The sequence below is a fragment of the Hydrogenophaga taeniospiralis genome, assembly GCF_020510445.1.
Lineage (GTDB): Bacteria > Pseudomonadota > Gammaproteobacteria > Burkholderiales > Burkholderiaceae_C > Hydrogenophaga.
Genome location: NZ_JAHBAG010000001.1, coordinates 4,830,899 through 4,848,783 on the forward strand (window position 1 = coordinate 4,830,899; position 17,885 = coordinate 4,848,783).

Annotated in this window: 18 protein-coding genes; 9 read left to right on the forward strand and 9 right to left on the reverse strand. The window is 69.1% G+C overall.

What is annotated here, in order from left to right:
• Positions 1-64: 64 nt before the first annotated feature.
• From egtD to KIH07_RS23180, 7 genes are all read right to left on the reverse strand, one after another.
• Positions 65-1,066 carry an L-histidine N(alpha)-methyltransferase gene (gene egtD, locus KIH07_RS23150; protein ID WP_226494198.1) on the reverse strand — a complete coding sequence of 334 codons (1,002 nt, stop codon included), beginning with the start codon at positions 1,064-1,066 and terminating at the stop codon, positions 65-67.
• An 82-nt stretch (positions 1,067-1,148) separates the two neighbouring features.
• A complete protein-coding gene (gene egtB, locus KIH07_RS23155) occupies positions 1,149-2,498 on the reverse strand; it encodes an ergothioneine biosynthesis protein EgtB (RefSeq protein WP_226494199.1) in 1,350 nt (449 codons plus the stop codon).
• A gap of 10 nt (positions 2,499-2,508) precedes the next feature.
• On the reverse strand, positions 2,509-3,657 hold the full coding sequence (locus KIH07_RS23160; protein WP_226494200.1) for a PQQ-dependent sugar dehydrogenase: 1,149 nt from the start codon (positions 3,655-3,657) through the stop codon (positions 2,509-2,511).
• A gap of 71 nt (positions 3,658-3,728) precedes the next feature.
• Positions 3,729-4,325 carry an NnrU family protein gene (locus KIH07_RS23165; protein ID WP_226494201.1) on the reverse strand — a complete coding sequence of 199 codons (597 nt, stop codon included), beginning with the start codon at positions 4,323-4,325 and terminating at the stop codon, positions 3,729-3,731.
• A gap of 254 nt (positions 4,326-4,579) precedes the next feature.
• Positions 4,580-5,119 carry a ferritin-like domain-containing protein gene (locus KIH07_RS23170; RefSeq protein WP_226494202.1) on the reverse strand — a complete coding sequence of 180 codons (540 nt, stop codon included), beginning with the start codon at positions 5,117-5,119 and terminating at the stop codon, positions 4,580-4,582.
• A gap of 43 nt (positions 5,120-5,162) precedes the next feature.
• Positions 5,163-5,741 carry a BON domain-containing protein gene (locus tag KIH07_RS23175; protein WP_226494203.1) on the reverse strand — a complete coding sequence of 193 codons (579 nt, stop codon included), beginning with the start codon at positions 5,739-5,741 and terminating at the stop codon, positions 5,163-5,165.
• Positions 5,742-5,778: 37 nt separating this feature from the next.
• Positions 5,779-6,528: an SDR family NAD(P)-dependent oxidoreductase gene (locus KIH07_RS23180; protein ID WP_226494204.1), complete on the reverse strand. Its 750-nt coding sequence runs from the start codon at positions 6,526-6,528 to the stop codon at positions 5,779-5,781.
• A 355-nt stretch (positions 6,529-6,883) separates the two neighbouring features.
• Here KIH07_RS23180 and KIH07_RS23185 point away from each other — a divergent pair, with 355 nt between their 5' ends.
• Positions 6,884-7,096, forward strand: coding sequence for a hypothetical protein (locus KIH07_RS23185; RefSeq protein WP_226494205.1), 213 nt, complete (start codon positions 6,884-6,886; stop codon positions 7,094-7,096).
• 89 nt (positions 7,097-7,185) lie between these two features.
• Here the strand turns inward: KIH07_RS23185 and KIH07_RS23190 are convergent, their stop codons facing one another.
• Complete coding sequence (locus KIH07_RS23190) at positions 7,186-8,661, reverse strand: aldehyde dehydrogenase (NADP(+)) (RefSeq protein WP_226494806.1); 1,476 nt, start codon at positions 8,659-8,661, stop codon at positions 7,186-7,188.
• A 112-nt stretch (positions 8,662-8,773) separates the two neighbouring features.
• A complete protein-coding gene (locus tag KIH07_RS23195; RefSeq protein WP_413465790.1) occupies positions 8,774-9,550 on the reverse strand; it encodes a FadR/GntR family transcriptional regulator in 777 nt (258 codons plus the stop codon).
• Between the two features lie 155 nt (positions 9,551-9,705).
• On the opposite strand from KIH07_RS23195, the gene KIH07_RS23200 reads away from it, so the two are divergent.
• The 8 genes from KIH07_RS23200 (at position 9,706) to KIH07_RS23235 (ending at position 17,858) form a co-directional block, all read left to right on the forward strand.
• Positions 9,706-10,494, forward strand: coding sequence for an NAD-dependent epimerase/dehydratase family protein (locus KIH07_RS23200; protein ID WP_226494206.1), 789 nt, complete (start codon positions 9,706-9,708; stop codon positions 10,492-10,494).
• Positions 10,495-10,615: 121 nt separating this feature from the next.
• The gene (locus KIH07_RS23205; protein WP_226494207.1) at positions 10,616-11,524 is read left to right on the forward strand and encodes an SMP-30/gluconolactonase/LRE family protein; all 909 of its coding nucleotides are present in this window, start codon (positions 10,616-10,618) and stop codon (positions 11,522-11,524) included.
• A 50-nt stretch (positions 11,525-11,574) separates the two neighbouring features.
• A complete protein-coding gene (locus KIH07_RS23210) occupies positions 11,575-12,549 on the forward strand; it encodes a TRAP transporter substrate-binding protein (protein WP_226494208.1) in 975 nt (324 codons plus the stop codon).
• A 145-nt stretch (positions 12,550-12,694) separates the two neighbouring features.
• Positions 12,695-13,249, forward strand: coding sequence for a TRAP transporter small permease (locus KIH07_RS23215; protein ID WP_226494209.1), 555 nt, complete (start codon positions 12,695-12,697; stop codon positions 13,247-13,249).
• Positions 13,249-14,535, forward strand: a complete 1,287-nt coding sequence (locus tag KIH07_RS23220; protein WP_226494210.1) for a TRAP transporter large permease — start codon at positions 13,249-13,251, stop codon at positions 14,533-14,535. The genes KIH07_RS23215 and KIH07_RS23220 overlap by 1 nt, the downstream gene beginning before the upstream one ends.
• Positions 14,532-15,827 (forward strand): glucarate dehydratase family protein, encoded by a 1,296-nt coding sequence (locus KIH07_RS23225; RefSeq protein ID WP_226494211.1) that lies wholly within the window; start codon positions 14,532-14,534, stop codon positions 15,825-15,827. Before KIH07_RS23220 ends, KIH07_RS23225 begins: the two co-directional genes overlap by 4 nt.
• A gap of 31 nt (positions 15,828-15,858) precedes the next feature.
• Positions 15,859-16,776 carry a 5-dehydro-4-deoxyglucarate dehydratase gene (gene kdgD, locus KIH07_RS23230; protein WP_226494212.1) on the forward strand — a complete coding sequence of 306 codons (918 nt, stop codon included), beginning with the start codon at positions 15,859-15,861 and terminating at the stop codon, positions 16,774-16,776.
• Between the two features lie 104 nt (positions 16,777-16,880).
• Positions 16,881-17,858 (forward strand): Bug family tripartite tricarboxylate transporter substrate binding protein, encoded by a 978-nt coding sequence (locus KIH07_RS23235; RefSeq protein WP_226494213.1) that lies wholly within the window; start codon positions 16,881-16,883, stop codon positions 17,856-17,858.
• The last annotated feature ends 27 nt before the right edge of the window (positions 17,859-17,885 follow it).

Sequence of the window (17,885 nt, forward strand, 5' to 3'; positions counted from 1 at the left end):
CTCCGCCGGGCCGCTGGTGTGGCCCCCTTGAGGGGGTCGCGGGCGCAGCCCGCGGCAGGGGTGGTCAAGCAGCTCCCCAGAACACACTGAACCAGTCGTGCGGGTCGCTCCAGTGGCGCACGGCGCCAAAGCCCGCGTCGTGCAGCAGGGCTTCGAAATCGGTGGGTTCCCACTTGTAGGAGTTTTCGGTGTGCAGGCGCTCGCCGGCCGCGAAATGGCGTTCACCACCGGGCCAGCGCACGGTCTGCGCGCGGGTGGGCTCCAGGTGCATCTCGATGCGCGAGGCCTCGGCGTTGAAGAACGCCACGTGCCGCCAGGCCTGGGGGGCGAAGTCGGCGCCCAGCAGGCGGTTCACGTTGAGCAGCAGGTTGCGGTTGAAGGCGGCGGTCACGCCCAGAGCATCGTCGTAGGCGGGTTCGAGCACGGCGCGTGGCTTCACGCGGTCCACGCCGATGAGCAGGCCCCCGCCCGCGCCACCGGCGGCGCACACCGCGTGCGCCTGGCACAGCAGGGCCAGGGCCTCGGTGGGCGAGAAGTTGCCGATGCTGGAGCCGGGGTAGAACACGGCGCGCGGCAGCCGCGCGGCGCCGCTCGTGGCCAGCCAGTCCGCCGCCTGCGGGCCGAGCGCGAGCCGGGCCGAGAAGTCCATGCCCAGGCCCAGCATGGGCAGCGCCGGGTGGCGCTGCTGCAGGGCGTCGAGCGCGGCGCGCAGGTAGTCCACCGAGATGTCCACCGCCACGTAGGCGGCGGGCCGCAGCGCGGGAAACAGGCGCGCGGCCTTGGCGCAGCTGCCCGCGCCCAGGTCGATCAGCACCGCGCCGGCGGGCAGGGCCTGGGCCATGTCGGGCGCGTGCTGCGCGAAGATGGCGGCCTCGGTGCGCGTGGGGTAGTACTCGGCCAGTTCGGTGATGGCGTCGAACAGGCGCGAGCCCAGCGCGTCGTACAAAAACTTGGGGGCGATGCGCGGCGGCGTGAGCGCCAGCCCGCCCGCCAGTTCGGCGCGCACGGCGTCGTCGTCGGGGCGGTGCAGCTGGACAAAGCTGGGCAGACAGGGTGTGGACGGCATGGCAGGCCCTGGGGGTTGCAGGCCCGTGGGCCCGGTGTTGAACACATCCCGGGCCGCGCTGGGGCGGGCCGGGGCGACGGGGTCAAAGACTGCGCGCCAGGCGCAGGCCGCTGAACTGCCAGCGGGCGCTGGCGGGAAAGAAGTTGCGGTAGCTCGCGCGCAGGTGCGACAGCGGCGTGGCGCAGGAGCCGCCACGCAGCACCAGCTGGTTCACCATGAACTTGCCGTTGTACTCGCCCACCGCGCCTCCGGCCGGCTGGTAGCCCGGGTAGGCGCTGTAGCTGCTGTTGGTCCATTCCCACACGTCGCCATATATCTGCAGCAGCGCGCCGGGCGCGGCGGCCGCGCGCGCGGGCATGGGGTGCAGAGCGCCGCTGTCCTGGCAGTTGCCCTGCACCGGCAGGGCCGCGGCGCTGGCTTCCCACTCGGCCTCGCTGGGCAGGCGCGCGCCGGCCCATTCGGCACGGCTGGCCGAGGCCCAGCGCGCGAAGGCGTCGGCCTCGTAGTAGCTGATGTGCGTCACCGGGGTGTGCGGGTCCAGCGGCATGTCGCCGTGCAGGGTGAACACCGTGGGCAGCGCGGCGCTGTCGGCCGGCAGTGTCCAGTAGAGCGGCGCGGCCAGGCCTTCGGCGCGCAGCCAGTCCCAGCCGGCGGCGAGCCACCAGCGCGGGTCGGTGTAGCCGCCGTCCCGCACGAAGGCCAGCCACTCGCCGTGGGTCACCGGCCGGTTCATCAGCGCATGGGGTTGCAGCCACTGGGGGTGGCGCGGGCTTTCGTTGTCGAACGCAAAGCCCGGCCCGGCGTGGCCGATCTCGACCAGCCCCCCGGGGCGCTCCACCCACTGCGCCGGCACGCTGGCCACGCTGCTGAGCGGCCAGGCGCGCCGGTACACCGGGTGCAGCGGGTTGATGGAGAGCAGGTGCTTGATGTCGGTGAGCAGCAGTTCCTGGTGCTGCTGCTCGTGCTGCACACCCAGCTCGATCAGGGCCAGGGCCTCCGGTTGGCTGGTGTGGCGCAGCAGCCGGGCCACCCGCTGGTCCACCTCGGCGCGCCAGCGCAGCACCTCGGCAAAGTCGGGGCGGGTCAGCGGGCCGCGCTGGGGCCGCGAAAAGGGTTCGCCCACGCCGTTGTAGTAGCTGTTGTAGAGCGCGCGAAAGGCCGGGTGGAAGGGCTGGAAGCAGGGCTCGAAGCGCTCCAGCACGAAGGTCTCGAAAAACCAGGTCACGTGCGCCAGGTGCCATTTGGCGGGGCTGGCGTCGGGCATGGACTGGGCCTGGCAGTCTTCGGGCGAGAGTGGCGCCACCAGCGCCAGGCTGCGCTCGCGCACCGCCTGGTAACGCCGGGCCAGGGCGGCGCGCTCCAGGTCGAGGCCGGGCGCGGGGCGCGCTGCGTGTGCGGCGGGTGCCTTGGCGGCGGCCGGTGGGGTGGGCATGGCGGTCCTTTCAGCGCGCGGGCAGCAGGCGCAGCAACTGGCCGTTGCGTTCGTCGGTCAGCAGGTAGATGAAGCCGTCCGGGCCCTGGCGCACGTCGCGCACGCGCTGGCCCAGCGTGGGCAGCAGTTTTTCCTCGCGGCGCACGCGGGTGCCGTCGAGCTCCAGCCGGGCCAGGTAGCGGAACTTGAGCGAACCCACCAGCAGGTTGCCGCGCCAGGCCTTGCCGTAACGATCGCTGTGCACGAAGGCCATGCCGGCCGGAGCGATGGACGGCACCCAGTAGTGCAGCGGCTGCTCCAGCCCGGGTTTGGCGGTGAGGCCTTCGCCGATGGGGCCGCCGCCGTAGTTTTCGCCGTAGGTGATGAGGGGCCAGCCGTAGTTCTTGCCGGCCTCGGGGCGGTTGATCTCGTCGCCGCCCTGCGGGCCGTGTTCACCGGTCCACAGGCGCCCGTCGGCCGCGAGCGCGGCGCCCTGCAGATTGCGGTGGCCCAGGCTCCAGATCTCGGGCAGCGCGCCCGCGCGGCCCACGAAGGGGTTGTCGGGCGGCACGCTGCCGTCGGGCCGGATGCGCACCACCTTGCCGAGGTGGTTGTCCAGGGTCTGTGCGTCGGCCATGCGGCTGAAGCGGTCGCCCAGCGTGAGGAACAGGTTACCGTCGCGGGCCTGCACGATGCGGCAGCCGAAATGCGCGCGGCTGCTGACCTTGGGTTTCTGGCTGAACAGGACCTTCACGTCTTCCAGCCGCGTGGCGTCCTTGGACAGGCGGGCCGAGGCCAGCGCGGTGGAGTTGCCGCCGCCGCTGGCGGCGGGCTCGGCGTAACAGAAATAGAGGGTGCGGTTACGCGCGAAGTCGCGGTCGGTGGTCACGTCGAGCAGACCGCCCTGCCCGATCACGTCCACCTGGGGCACACCGGCCAAGGGCTCGCCGAGCGTGCCATCGGGCGCCACCACGCGCATGCGCCCGGGCCGCTCGGTCACCAGCATGCGGCCCTCGCCGATGAAGGCCAGGCCCCAGGGGTTCTGCAGACCGCGCGCCACCACCTCGGTGGTGACGCCACCCGCCTGGGCCTGGGCCTGGGCCTGGGCGGCTGGCGCGGCGGCGGCGAGCGCGGCAAGGGCTGTGGTGAGCGAAAGGCTGAACAGACGGGGGATTGTCATGGTCGGCTCCCTGGCCATGGATGGAGGGTCAGACGGGGTTGGTTCGGGGTCGGGCCACAGGGTTCCCGGGCTCAGCCAAACGGCCGCACCCCGAACAGCCAGGCGTGCAGCCAGAGCACGAACACCCCATAAACCACGAGCCCGCCCACCAGCGCGATCACGTCGTTGCGCGCCCGCGCCGGCCCCAGCGGCAGGCTGCGCAGCAGACCGGCGGCGGCGCGGCGTTTGAGCGAGACGCGGTCGGCCGCGGCCCAGACCAGAAAGCCGCCGAACAGCAGCACGTCGGCCAGCGTGCCACCGGTGGCCGACTGTGCCAGCAGGTGGGCCAGGGCCCACAGCTTCACGGCCAGCAGCATGGGGTGTTTCGTCGCGCTCTTGATGCGCCCGGGCAGGTAGGCCGCGAACAGCAGCACGAACACCGGCAGCATCAGCAGCGCGGCCAGGTGCCGAAAACCGCTGGGCAGGGCGTAGAGCAGCACCGGCGCTTCGCGCGCCAGCCCGTAGCCCCAGACGATGAGCCCCAGGCCCACGAACGCGACCAGCGCGTACAGGCCCTTGAAGGTGTGCTCGCCCATGCGCTGCGCGAGCTGGTTGCGCCCGGTGGGCGAGACGATGGACACGGTGTGCACACCCAGAAACAGAACCAGCCCCAGAACCAGCCACGCCATGCGAAACGCCTCCTGTGCCCACGCGGGGCTGCGGGACACCATGCCCCGCTTGGGCGAACTGTAGCGGCTTGGGCTCAAGTCCGCAGCGTGCCGGGTCTTGCTGCACGATTCGCTCATGGCGTCATATGTATGGCGCCGGAGCGTCGCGCTGGTGGGCATGAGGTGGCTCAGCCCAGGGCACGCCGGGCCGGCTTTGCCGGACGGCCAGTGCCGCCCCCCTGGGGGGGGTAGCGCGAAGCGCTGCGGGGGTTGCTTCAGCCGTTCATGCCTTCGAGCAGGTCGGCCAGCTCGTCGGCGTGTTCTTCTTCCACCGCCAGGATCTGCTTGAGCAGCACGCTGGTGGTGGGGTCCTGGTCGCCCAGGTACTGGACCATGTCGCGGTAGCTGTCGATGGCGATGCGCTCGGCCACCAGGTTCTCCTGGATCATCTGCGTCAGCGTATCGCCGGCCACGTATTCGGCGTGGCTGCGTTCGCTCAGGCTGTCGGGCGAGAAGTCGGGCTCGCCGCCGAGCTGCACGATGCGCGCGGCCAGCAGATCGGCATGGCCTTGCTCTTCCACCGAATGCGCGAGGAACTCAGCCCCCACGCTCTGGCCGTGGATGCCCCGCGCCATGAAGTGGTGGCGCCGGTAGCGCAGCACGCACACGATCTCGGTGGCCAGCGCTTCGTTGAGCAGCTTGAGCACCTGGTTGCGGTCGGCGCTGTAGCCGGCCGTCACGGCGCCGCGCTCCAGGTGTTTGCGCGCCTGGCTGCGCAGGGTGGCAACGGAGGTGAGTGGGTGGGGAGTGGTCATGGTGGGGTTCCTGGTGGGGTGGCGGGTCGTTGTGTTCACAGGTTCACTGCTTGATCAGCAACCCGTTCTTGACGCTGCTGGCGCCTTCGGTGGCAGCGGCGATCTGGACGGCCCGGTCGATCTGGGCCTGGCTGTTCACGAAGCCGGTGAGCTGCACCTCGCCCTTGTGGGTGAGCACGCTGATGTCAAAGCTCCTGATGTCGGGGTCGGCGAGCAAGGCGGTCTTGACGCGGCCGGTCACGGTGGCGTCTTCGATCTTGGTGCCCGCGGTGCTGGGCACGCCCTTCAGGCTCACGCTGTTCTCGATCTCGGTCACACCGGTCACGGTGCGCGCAAGCGCCACGGCCTGGTCGATCTGGGCCTGGCTGTCCACGAAGCCGCTGAGCTGTACCACGCCCTTGCGGGTTTCGACCTGCAGGTCAAAGCCCTTGACCCGCGGATCGGCCACCAGCGCCGACTTGACGCCCGAGGTGATGACGGCATCGTCCACCTGGGCGCCCAGCGTGATCTCCGGGGCCGGTGGTGCCACCGCTTCGGGCGGCCTGTCGCAGCCCGCCAGGGTCAAGGCGGCCAAAGTGGCCAGGGCAGTGGCGAGCTGGAAGGTGTGGGGGCGTGAGGCCATGGTGTGCGGGTCCGCAACGGTGAAGGAAAAGAGGGGCTCAGCGCGCGAGGTAACCGCCGTCCACCGGGTAGTACGCACCGGTGACGAAGGACGCGCGCTCGGACGCGAGCCAGAGCACCAGCTCGGCCACCTCGTCGGCCCGGCCCAGGCGCCCGATGGGGTGGGCCGCGACCAGCATGGCGTTGACGGCGGGGTCTTCTTCGAGACCGCTGATCATGGGCGTGTGGATGAAGCCGGGGCCGACGGCATTGATGCGCACGCCCTGGGCGCCGTATTCGAGCGCGGCCGCCTGGGTGAGCCCGACCACGCCGTGTTTGGCCGCGGTGTAGGCCGACGCGGTGGCAAAGCCGACCGCGCCCAGGATGGACGCCACGTTGACGATGGCGCCGCCCCCGTGCAACAGCATGGCGGCGATCTGCGCGCGCATGCCGTAGAACACGCCGTTGAGGTTGGTGTTGATCACCTGCGCCCAGGCGTCCAGCGGGTAGTCGGCCAGCGGCGCGGCCACGCCGCCGATGCCGGCGTTGTTGACGGCCACGTCAAGGCGACCGTAGTGCGCCATGGCCTGAGACACCAGGGCCTGGCACTCTTCGGCATGGCCCACGTCGGTCGCCACGAATATGGCCTCACCGCCCTGGGCCTGCGCCAAGGCGGTGGTTTCCAGACCGGCCTCGGCGGCAATGTCCGACAGCACCAGGCACGCGCCTTCGCGCACCGCCAAGAGCGCAACCGCCCTGCCGATGCCCGAGGCCGCACCGGTGACGAGCACCACCTTCTTTTTCAGCATGGGTTCACTCCAGTTCGTGCAGCACCGTGCCGCCGCCCGGGTGACAAAAAACCACCGCCGGGTCATCCCCCCGGCCGCATGGGCCAAAGGAATGAGGTGAACTTACCGGCCCTTCTAACGTGCGTCTGTGCGCTGACAAACAGACGCGCGCCGCGCGGTGAACCACCCTATGGCGCGGGGTGCGTGAGAACGGAAGAAAAGCCCGAATTCGACGGCGCTTTCCAGCGTTTGGCTTCGTTGGAGGATGCCGAAAATTCAGCTGTGCCTTGGCTGAGCGACTGAAGGCAAACGGGGCCCGCGGCAGTGGGTACGGACCCCGGTGAACACGGGTAGCCGCTCAGTACAGGAGACCGATATGACCTCTCCCTCGAACCCATGCGAACACCGGTTGCTCTTCGCATCGCTGTTCCATCCCGGCCGCGGCGTTTCCGTGCCGTGCGACGCCCGCGGCGAAGTGCACCTGGATGAACTTTCCGAGCGCTTGAAGAACGCTTACCTGGGCGCCCGCGCCCTCGTCGGGCGGGAGTACGCGTTGCCGATCGTGGAACCGATGCATTCCTTGCATTGAACCCTGCGGGCGCGCACGGACCGGGTTCGTGCGCCGCCCCACCAGGCTGCGCAAAAACCCCATGCCGGCCCCCTTGAACGCCTCGCCGCTCAGCAGGGAACGCCCTGCCGCGCCAGCAGCCAGGCAGGTGCGTCCTGCAGGCTGATCGGGCGCAGGAAGCGGTCGAGCGCGGCGTCGCCCACTGAGGTGGTCATGGGGGCGCTGGACGCGGGCCAGGGGCCGCCGTGCTGCTGGGCGGCGGTCACGGCCACGCCGGTGGGCACGCCGGCAAACAGCACGCGCCCGGCGATGGCGGTGGCCGCGCGCACCAGGGCGCGGTTCTCGGGGGTGTCGTCGTCCACGCCCCACAGCGTCACCGTGAGGCTGCCGCCCACCGCGGCCAGCACCTCCAGCAGCTCGGCCTGGCTGGTCGCGCGCACGATCAGGCTGGCCGGGCCGAACACCTCTTCACGCAGGGCGGTGCGTTCGAGGAAGCGCGCCGCGCTCACCTGCAGCAGGTGCGGGCCGGGCGCTGGCGCGGCGCCCTGGGCCGCCAGCAGCGCCTGCGCGCCCTGGTCCATCATCTGGCGCACACCGGCGTCGAACGCGCGCTTCATGCCCGCGGTGAGCATGGGGTGGGGTTTCTGGGTCGAAAGGGCCTGGGTCAGTTGTTCGACGAAGGCGTCCGACTCGGGACCGTCCAGCAGCACGATCAGGCCCGGGTTGGTGCAGAACTGGCCGCAACCCAGCGCGATGGAACCGGCCAGCGCGGTGGCCAGTTCGGCGCCCCGGGCGGCGAGCGCCTTGGGCAGGGCCAGCACCGGGTTGATGGAGCCGAGTTCGCCGTAGAACGGGATCGGGCGCGGGCGGGCGTTGGCCTCGGCCTGCAGCGCCGCGCCGCCGCGCGTGGAGCCGGTGAAGGCACCGGCGGCGATCAGCGGGTGGCGGATCAGTTCCACGCCCACCTCAACGCCGGCCCCCTGCACCATGCCCACCAGCCCGGCCGGCAGGCCCTGGGCCTGGAGCACCTGCTGGATCAGGCCGAACACGCGCCGCGACAGCAGCGGATGGCCCGGGTGGGCCTTCACCACCACCGGGCAGCCCGCGGCCAGCGCTGAAGCGGTGTCGCCACCAAGCACGGAGAACGCGAACGGGAAGTTGCTGGCGGCGAACATGGCCACCGGCCCCAGCGGCACGCGCTGGCGCACCATGGCCGGGTGGCCCACGGGCGGCCCGCCGGCGACGGCGGGATCGTCCAGGGTTTCGAAGGGCACGCCGCGCTCGGCCAGGTCGGCGAAACGGCGCAGCTGGAAGGTGGTGCGGTCGAGCTCGCCGCTCAGGCGCACCGGCCCCAGCGCGGTTTCCAGGTCGGCCCAGGCCACCAGGGCCTCACGATCGGCTTCGAGCGCTTCGGCCAGCGCCCGCAGCAGGGCCGCGCGTTGCGCCCCGCTGCTGCTGCCCCAGACCTCAAACGCCTGGTGCGCGGCGCCCACGCTGTCGTCGATGTCCTGGCTGGACGAGGCGGACAGGGCTTCTTGATGGGGCGCGCCGGTGCGCGCGTTGAAGGATTGCAGCAGGGTGGTCATGGGTTTGAAAGAAAAGAGAAACGCGGGATGGTAACGAAGGTTCAAGGTACAACTCAAGGCACCGCCGGGCCGCCCCCCTTGAGGGGGTCGCGCGCAGCGCGGCGGGGGTGCTTCACGCCCCTTCGGGCTGTGCGCGGCGCAGGCGCTCGCGGCTGTTGGAAAGGTGGGTGCGCATGGCCGCGCGTGCGGCGTCGGCGTCGCGCGCGCGGATCGCGTGGTAGATGGCCTCGTGTTCGTGGTGCACCCGCTGCAGGTAGGCCAGCCGGCCTTCGGGTGCGCTGTTGGCGGTGTTGACGCGGGTGCGCGGAATGATCATGGTGCCCAGGTAGGTCATGAGGTCGGCGAAGTGGCGGTTGCCGGTGGCGCGCGCCACTTCCATGTGGAACTGGAAGTCGGAGGGCACGGCGTCGGAGTCGCCGTGGATCGACAGCTCGAACGCCGCCAGCGCGGCGGCCATGTTCTGCAGGTGGGTGTCGTCGCGGCGCTGGGCGGCCAGGCTGGCGGCTTCGCTCTCCAGGCTGATGCGCAGCTCCAGCAGCGAGATCACGTCGGCCACGGTGGCGAAGTCTTCGGGCGCGATGCGGAAGTTGGCCTGCGCCTCGCTCGGCGCCATCACGAAGGTGCCGATGCCGTGGCGCGTTTCCACCAGGCCCGAAGCCTGCAGCCGCGAAATCGCCTCTCGCACCACGGTGCGGCTCACGTCGAAACGGCCCATCAGCTCGGACTCCGTGGGCAGCTTGTCGCCCGGCCGCAGGCGGCTTTCGCGGATGTCGCCGCCCAGCGCCTCGACGATCTCGGGCACCAGCCCGCGCTGGCGGCGCGGGCGCTGGACCACCGGCTCCGGGGCGGCGGGCATCAGGGCATCACCTAGGGTTTTCACGGAGAGCATTCTTTTTTCCTTGACAGGACCCACCCGGGTTCACACAATTCGCTCAGTTGTCAGACAACGTATGACAGACAACAAAACATCAGTGAACTGTAGCAAACACCCGGTCGCGTGTCCAAGCCCTTCTCGAAAAAAGCCAGATATCCATGGAAACCCCTATGAAAACCCACCACAGACTGCTGCTCACCGGGGCTGCGGGCGGCCTGGGAACGGCCCTGCGCGAGCGGCTCAAGGCGAACTGCGATGTGCTGAGGTTGTCTGACAAGTCGGCCTTTGGCGAAGCCCAGCCGGGCGAAGAGATCGTGCTGGCCGATCTGGCCAACGCCGCCGAAGTGGACGCCATGGTGGCCGGCTGCGACACCATCGTGCACCTGGGCGGCATCTCGGTGGAGGCCCCGTTTGGCGCCATTCTGCAGGCCAACATCCTGGGCGCCTACCACCTCTACGAGGCGGCGCGCCAGCACGGCGTCAAGCGCATCGTGTTCGCCAGCTCCAACCACGTGACCGGTTTCTACAAGCAGAGCGAGACCATCACCGCCGACCACCCGGCCCGCCCCGACAGCTTCTACGGCCTGAGCAAGGCCTTTGGCGAAGACCTCTCGCGCTTCTACTTCGACCGCCACGGCATCGAGACCGCCTGCGTGCGCATCGGCTCCTCGTTCCCCGAACCGCGCGACCGCCGCATGCTCGCCACCTGGCTGAGCTTTGACGACCTGCACCGCCTCATCAGCGCCTGCCTGTCCACCCCGGTGCTGGGGCACAGCATCGTGTTCGGCATGTCGGACAACGCCGTGACCTGGTGGGACAACAGCCGCGCGCGCCACATCGGCTACGTGCCGCAGGACAGCTCGGACGTGTTCCGCGAAGCGGTGTACGCCCGCACCAGCGCGCCGGATCTGAACGACCCCGCCGCCATTTATCAGGGTGGTGGTTTCGTGAAAGCATGAAACACCCCCGCGCCGCCTTCGGCGTCACCCCCTCCAGGGGGCGACACCAGCCGTCCGGCAAAGCCGGCCCGGCGGTGTCCTGGCCGAAGCCACCGCTCACGCAACCCGCACCGATCAACCCATGACCACCCACACACAAGCCGAACTGGTGCTCGACGCGCGCAACGGCGTGGGCGAAAGCCCCGTCTGGGACGGCGTGCGTGGCTGCCTGTGGTGGGTGGACATTCCGGGCCGGGCCCTGTGGTGCTGGAACGCCACCACCGGCGCGGCGCGCTCCTGGCCCACACCCGAGCAGACCGGCTGCATCGCCCTGGCCGAAGGCAGTGACGCCCTGCCCCACGGCCAATGGATCGCGGCCATGGAAAGCGGCGTGGCGCGCCTCACCCCGCAGGACGACGGTTCGGTGGACAGCGCATGGATCGCCCGCGTCACGCACCCGCAAGCCGGCATGCGCTTCAACGACGGCCGCTGCGACCGCCAGGGCCGCTTTCGCGCCGGCACCATGGTGGCCGACATGGCGCTCGCGGCTCCGGCCGGCAGCCTGTATGCGCTGGACGGCACGCCACCACGTCCGTTGGACACCGGCTTCATCACGCCCAACGGCCTGGCCTTCAGCCCCGACGGCCGCACGATGTACCTCTCGGACTCGCACCCGAACGTGCAGACCGTCTGGGCCTTCGACTACGACACGGACACCGGCACACCCCACAACCGGCGCGTCTTCATCGACTTCAAGCCCCTGCCCGGCCGGCCCGATGGCGCCGCGGTGGACGCCGAGGGCGGCTACTGGATCTGCGGCAACGACGCCGGCCTGGTGCACCGCTTCACGCCCGACGGCCGGCTCGACCGCTCGCTGGCCGTTCCGGTGAAAAAACCGGCCATGTGCGCCTTTGGCGGCACCGGCCAGGGCACCTTGTTCGTCACCTCCATCCGGCCCGGCGGCGATCTCGCCGACCAGCCGCTGGCCGGTGGCGTGTTTGCACTGCGTCCAGGCTTGAGGGGCCTGGACGAACCGCGCTGCGCCATCTGACGCAAGCGCGGCAGCTTTCACCTCGTTCATTCAAACCCAACGGAGACATCATGAAAACGCATCGCCGACTGATCCTGAGCATGGCCATGGCCGCCCTGCTGCCCCTGAGCGCCCAGGCACAGACCGTGCTGAAGTCGCACGACACCCACCCGGCCGGCTACCCCACCGTGGCCGCTGTCGAGAGCATGGGCAAGAAGCTCGACGCCGCCACCCAGGGCCGCATCAAGATCCAGACCTTCCCGGGCGCCGTGCTGGGCCAGGAGAAGGAAGCCGTGGAGCAGGTGCAGCTGGGCGCGATCCAGATGGCCCGCATCTCGCTGGGCGTGATCGGCCCGGTGGTGCCCGAGGTGGACGTGTTCAACATGCCCTTCGTGTTCCGCGACGTGGCCCACATGCGTGCGGTGATCGACGGCGCCGTGGGTGACGAGTTGCTGGCCAAGGTGACGGCCAGCCCGGCCCGCCTGGTGGCTCTGGGCTGGATGGACGGTGGCGCCCGCAGCCTCTACACCAAAAAGCCGGTGCGCACGCCCGCCGACCTCAAGGGCCAGAAGGTCCGCATGATGGGCAACCCGCTGTTCGTGGACACCATGAACGCCATGGGCGGCAACGGCATCGCCATGGCCTACGGCGAAGTCTTCACCTCGCTGCAGACCGGTGTGATCGACGGCGCGGAGAACAACCCGCCGAGCTACTTCACCGCCAACCACTACAACACCCCGGCCAAGTACTACAGCCAGACCAACCACCTGATCATTCCCGAGATCCTGGTGATGTCCAAGGTGGCCTGGGACAAGCTCACGCCCGCCGACCAGACCCTGGTGAAGAAGCTGGCGCGTGAAGCCCAGCTGGAACAGCGCCAGCTGTGGGACAAGAGCGTGGCCGAGTACACCGCCAAGCTCAAGGCCGCCGGCGTCGAATTCATCAACATCGACAACAAGCCCTTCTACGACGCCACCGCGCCGGTGCGCGCCAAGTACGGCGCCAAGCACGTGGATCTGATGAACCGCATCGCTGCTGTGAAGTAAATCCCCCCTGCGCCGCTCCGCGGCTTCCCCCCGAAGGGGGGACCACACCAGAGGCCCGGCGAAGCCGGTTCCTCGGTGTGTGCTGGACGCACGCGCTGCCTCACCTCCAGCTGGCCGCCCCCCTGTTTCACTCAAGAGCTTGTTCATGAGCCACTCATCTCACAGCGGACACCCTGTTTCGCGCCTTCTCGACTCGGTCTACCTGGCCTGCATCTGGGTCGCGGGGGCCTGCATCTTTTGCATGTCGATCTTCATTCCCTGGGGCATTTTTTCGCGCTACGTGCTGGGCACGGGTTCGCAGTGGCCCGAACCGATTTCCATTCTGCTGATGGTGGTGTTCACCTTCCTCGGCGCCTCGTGCAGCTACCGCGCCGGGGGCCACATCGCCGTCGAAATGATCACGCAGCGCCTGCCGTCGTCGGTTCAACCCCCGCTGCGTGCGGTGGTGCATGTGCTGATGCTGCTGGTCAGCCTGTTCATGCTCTGGTACGGCATCCAGCTGTGCATCGGCACCTGGGGGCAGTCCATTCCCGAACTGCCCTGGATGCCCGTGGGTTTCACCTACCTGCCCGTGCCCATCGGCGGCGCCGTGACCGCGCTGTTCGTGCTCGAGCACATCCTCCTGGGTGACCAGCGCCAGCGCGCGGTCGTCACCTTCGACCACGAAAGCGTCGCGGCCGACGCAGAAGGAGCTGCGTGATGGAAGCCTGGGTCCTGCTTGGAAGCTTTCTCGTGCTGATCCTGATCGGCACCCCCGTGGCCTACGCCATGGGCATGGCCGCACTGATCGGCGCCTGGTGGATCGAGATCCCGCTGGACGCGGTGATGATCGCGGTCGCCAACGGCGTCAACAAGTTCTCGCTGCTCGCGATTCCCTTCTTCGTGCTGGCCGGCGCCATCATGGCCGAAGGCGGCATGGCGCGGCGCCTGGTGGCCTTCGCCAACGTGCTGGTGGGCTTCATCCAAGGGGGGCTGTCGCTGGTGAACATCCTGGCCTCCACCTTCTTCGGCGCCATCTCCGGTTCGTCCATGGCCGACACCGCCTCGGTCGGCACCGTGCTGATCCCCGAAATGGAGAAGAAGGGCTACCCGCGCGATTTCGCCACCGCCGTCACCGTCAGCGGTTCGGTGCAGGCCATCCTGATCCCGCCCAGCCACAACGCGGTCATCTACTCGCTGGCCGCAGGCGGCACGGTCTCCATCGCGGCGCTGTTCATCGCCGGTGTGCTGCCGGGCCTGCTGCTGGGACTGACACTGGCCATCATGTGCCTCTACATGGCGCGCAAGCGCAACTACCCCAAGGGTGACGTGATCCCGCTGCGCCAGGCGCTGAAGATCTGCGCCGACGCGCTCTGGGGCCTGGCCACCATGATCATCATCCTGGGCGGCATCCTCAGCGGCGTGTTCACCGCCACCGAGTCGGCGTCGATCGCGGTGCTCTGGGCCTTCTTCGTGACCATGTTCATCTACCGCGACTACAAATGGAACGAGCTGCCCAAGCTGGTCCACCGCACGGTCAAGACCCTGTCCATCGTCATGATCCTGATCGCGTTCGCCGCGAGCTTCGGCTACATCATGACCCTGATGCAGATCCCGATGAAGATCACCGCGGCGCTGACATCGCTGTCGGACAACCGCTACGTGATCCTGGCGCTGATCAACGGTCTGCTGCTGGTGCTGGGCACGCTGATGGACATGGCGCCGCTGATCCTGATCCTTACGCCCATCCTTCTGCCGGTGATCACCAGCATCGGCGTCGACCCGGTGCACTTCGGCATGATCATGATGGTCAACCTGGGCATCGGCCTGCTGACCCCGCCGGTCGGTGGTGTGCTGTTCGTGGGGGCCGCCGTGGCCAAGCTGCCGATGGAGCAGGTGGTCAAGGCGCTCATGCCCTTCTTCGGCGCCCTGTTGCTGGTGCTGATCGCGGTGACCTACATCCCCGCGCTGTCGCTGTGGCTGCCGGCCGTGCTGGACGTGAAGTGATGACCTCGCACGCCATCCGCCACGTCCGGATCACGCCCATCGCGTTCCGCGACCCGCCGCTGCTCAACGCGGCGGGCATCCACGAGCCCTGGGCCCTGCGCTCGATCATCGAGATCGAGACCGACTCGGGCCTGGTCGGCATCAACGAGAGCTACGGCGACCTGCCCATGTTGCAGGCGCTGGCCAAGGCCGCGCCCGCGCTGGTCGGGCTCTCGCCCTGGGCGCTGAACGAGATGGACACCCGAGTGACCGCGCTGGTGGCGCCCAAGCAGATGTCCGAGTCGGAGTTCCTGGGCCAGCAGGTCTCGCTGGCGCCGGGCACCCACGTGTCCAAGACCGTGGCCAAGGTGATCAGCGCCTTCGAGGTCGCGATGATGGACCTGCAGGGCCAGTTGGCCAACGCGCCGGTGGTGGACCTGCTGGGCGGCGCCGCGCGCCCGGCCGTGCCCTTTTCCGCCTACCTGTTCTTCAAGTACGCCGAGCACATCGAGAAGCCCTACGCGCCCGACCCGTTTGGCGAAGGCATCGCGCCCGAACAGATGGTGGCGCAGGCGCGCCGCATGATCGACCAGTACGGCTTCAAGAGCATCAAGCTCAAGGCCGGCGCGCTGCCGCCCGAACAGGAGGTGGCCGCGATGCTGGCGCTGGCCCAGGCCTTCCCCGGCGCGCCGCTGCGCATCGACCCCAACGCCAACTGGACCGTAGCCACCAGCCTGAAGGTGGTGGAGCAGCTGCGCGGCGTGCTGGAGTACTACGAAGACCCGGCCCCAGGCCTGGACGGCATGGCCGCCGTCGCCGCGGCGTGCGACGTGCCGCTGGCCACCAACATGGTGGTGACCGATCTGAAGGAATTCCGCCGCAACGCCGAGATGGGTTGCCCGGTGAAGATCGTATTGAGCGACCACCACTACTGGGGCGGGCTGCGCGCCACGCAGCGCCTGGCGCTGATGTGCGAGACCTTCGGCCTGGGCCTGTCCATGCACTCGAACTCGCACCTGGGCATCAGCCTGATGGCCATGACCCACTTGGCGGCCTCGGTGCCGCAGCTGTCCTACGCCTGCGACACGCACTACCCCTGGCAGGACGACGAGGTGGTACAGGGCGGGCGCCTGAAATTTGAAGACGGCAGCCTGCGCGTGACCACCACCCCCGGCCTGGGCGTGGCCATCGACCGCGAGGCCCTGGCCCGCCTGCACGACAACTACCTGCGCACCCCCATCCGCAACCGCGACGACCTGGCGCAGATGCGCAAGTACGACCCCTCATTCACCGGTCATCAACCGCGCTTCTGACCTCTTCTTTGTTCACACAAGAAAGCCCACCATGCAATACACACCCCAGGACCTCAAGCAGGTCATGTCCTCCGGTCTGCTGTCGTTCCCGCTGACCGACTTCGACGCCAACGGCGACTTCAACGCCCGGGCCTACGCCGAGCGCCTGGAGTGGCTGGCGCCCTACGGCGCCACCGCGCTGTTCGCCGCCGGCGGCACGGGCGAGTTCTTCTCGCTCACCGGCGAGGAGTACCTCGGCATCATCCAGACCGCGGTGGACACCTGCCGCGGCAAGGTGCCGATCATCGCCGGCGCCGGTGGCCCCACGCGCTTCGCCATCCAGTGCGCGCAGGCGGCCGAAAAGGCCGGCGCCCACGGCATCCTGCTGCTGCCGCACTACCTGACAGAAGCCTGCCAGGAAGGTCTGATCGCGCACGTGGAAGCGGTGTGCAAGAGCGTGAAGTTCGGCGTCATCGTCTACAACCGCAACGTCTGCAAGCTCACGCCCGAGTCGCTGGCCATCCTGGCCGATCGCTGCCCCAACCTGATCGGCTTCAAGGACGGTGTGGGCGACATCGAGCTCATGTCCAGCATCCACATGAAGATGGGCGAGCGCTTCGCCTACCTGGGCGGTCTGCCCACGGCCGAGGTCTACGCCGCGGCCTACAAGGCACTGGGCACACCGGTGTATTCGTCCGCCGTCTTCAACTTCATCCCCAGGACGGCGATGGACTTCTACGAGGCCGTGCGCACCGACGACATGGCCACGCAACACAAGCTGCTCAAGCAGTTCTTCATGCCCTACCTGCAGATCCGCAACCGGGCACAGGGCTACGCCGTGAGCATCGTCAAGGCCGGCGCCACCCTGGTGGGCCACACGGCCGGGCCGGTGCGCGCACCGCTGACCGAACTCAAGCCCGCCGAGATGGAACAGCTCAAAGCGCTGATCGACGCGCTGGGGCCGCAATAAAACCCGGCGGCCCGCGGGGCCGGCGGGTTTTTCAACCGTCTCTTTTCACCAGCCCCGGCAGGGGTTGACGGAAGCGGACTTCTTTTTTTCGACAGGAGCCCGACATGCACAAACGCAGATTCGCCCTCGCCATCGCCGCCTCGCTGCTGGCGCTCACCGGCAGCCAGACCCTGGCACAGGGGGCCGGCTACCCCAGCAAACCCATCCGGATCGTGGTGCCCTTCCCGGCCGGTGGCACGTCCGACGTGCTGGCCCGTCTGCTGGGCATCAAGCTCACGGAGTCCCTGGGTCAATCGGTGCTGGTGGAAAACCGGGCCGGTGCCAGCGGCAACCTGGGCGCCGACCTGGTGGCCAAGTCGGCACCCGACGGCCACACGCTGCTGCTGATGGACGTTGGCAACCTGGTGATCAGCCCCTCGCTGTACAAGCTGCCGTTCAATGTGATGAGCGATTTCGCCCCGGTCGCGATGGTGGGTTATTCGCCGCACCTGCTCGTGGTCAGCAGCGCGCTGCCGGTGAACTCCACGCAGGAACTGGTGGCCCTGGCCAAGTCGCAGCCGGGCAAGCTGAACTTCGCCGCCGCCGCGGGCATGGGCAGCGCGACGCACCTGGCGGGCGTGCAGTTCGCGCAGCGCAACGGCATCCGCTGGAACTATGTGCCCTACAAGGGCGGCTCGCAGGCCATGAGCGACCTGATCGCCGGCCACATCGACGTCACCTTCAACGGCATGGTGGCCACCTACCCGCACGTGAAGGCGGGCAAGATCAAGCTGCTGGCGGTCTCCAGCGCCCAGCGCTTTGCCGAACTGCCGAACACGCCCGCCGTGGGTGAAACGGCGCCCGGCTTCCACACCGGCAGCTGGCAGGGCCTGCTGGCCCCCACCGGAACGCCCAAGGCGATCGTCGACAAGCTCAATGCCGAGGTGCAGCGCATCACCGCCCTGCCCGAGGTGCGCGAGAAGCTGCAGACCCTGGGCGCCGAGCCCTCCAACATGAGCCCGGCCGAGTTCGGCGCCTGGATGAAGGCCGAAATCCCGGCCATGGCCAAGATCGTGAAAGACGAAAAGATCACCCTCGAGTGATCGACCCCGCGGCGGCCCGCCCGGGCC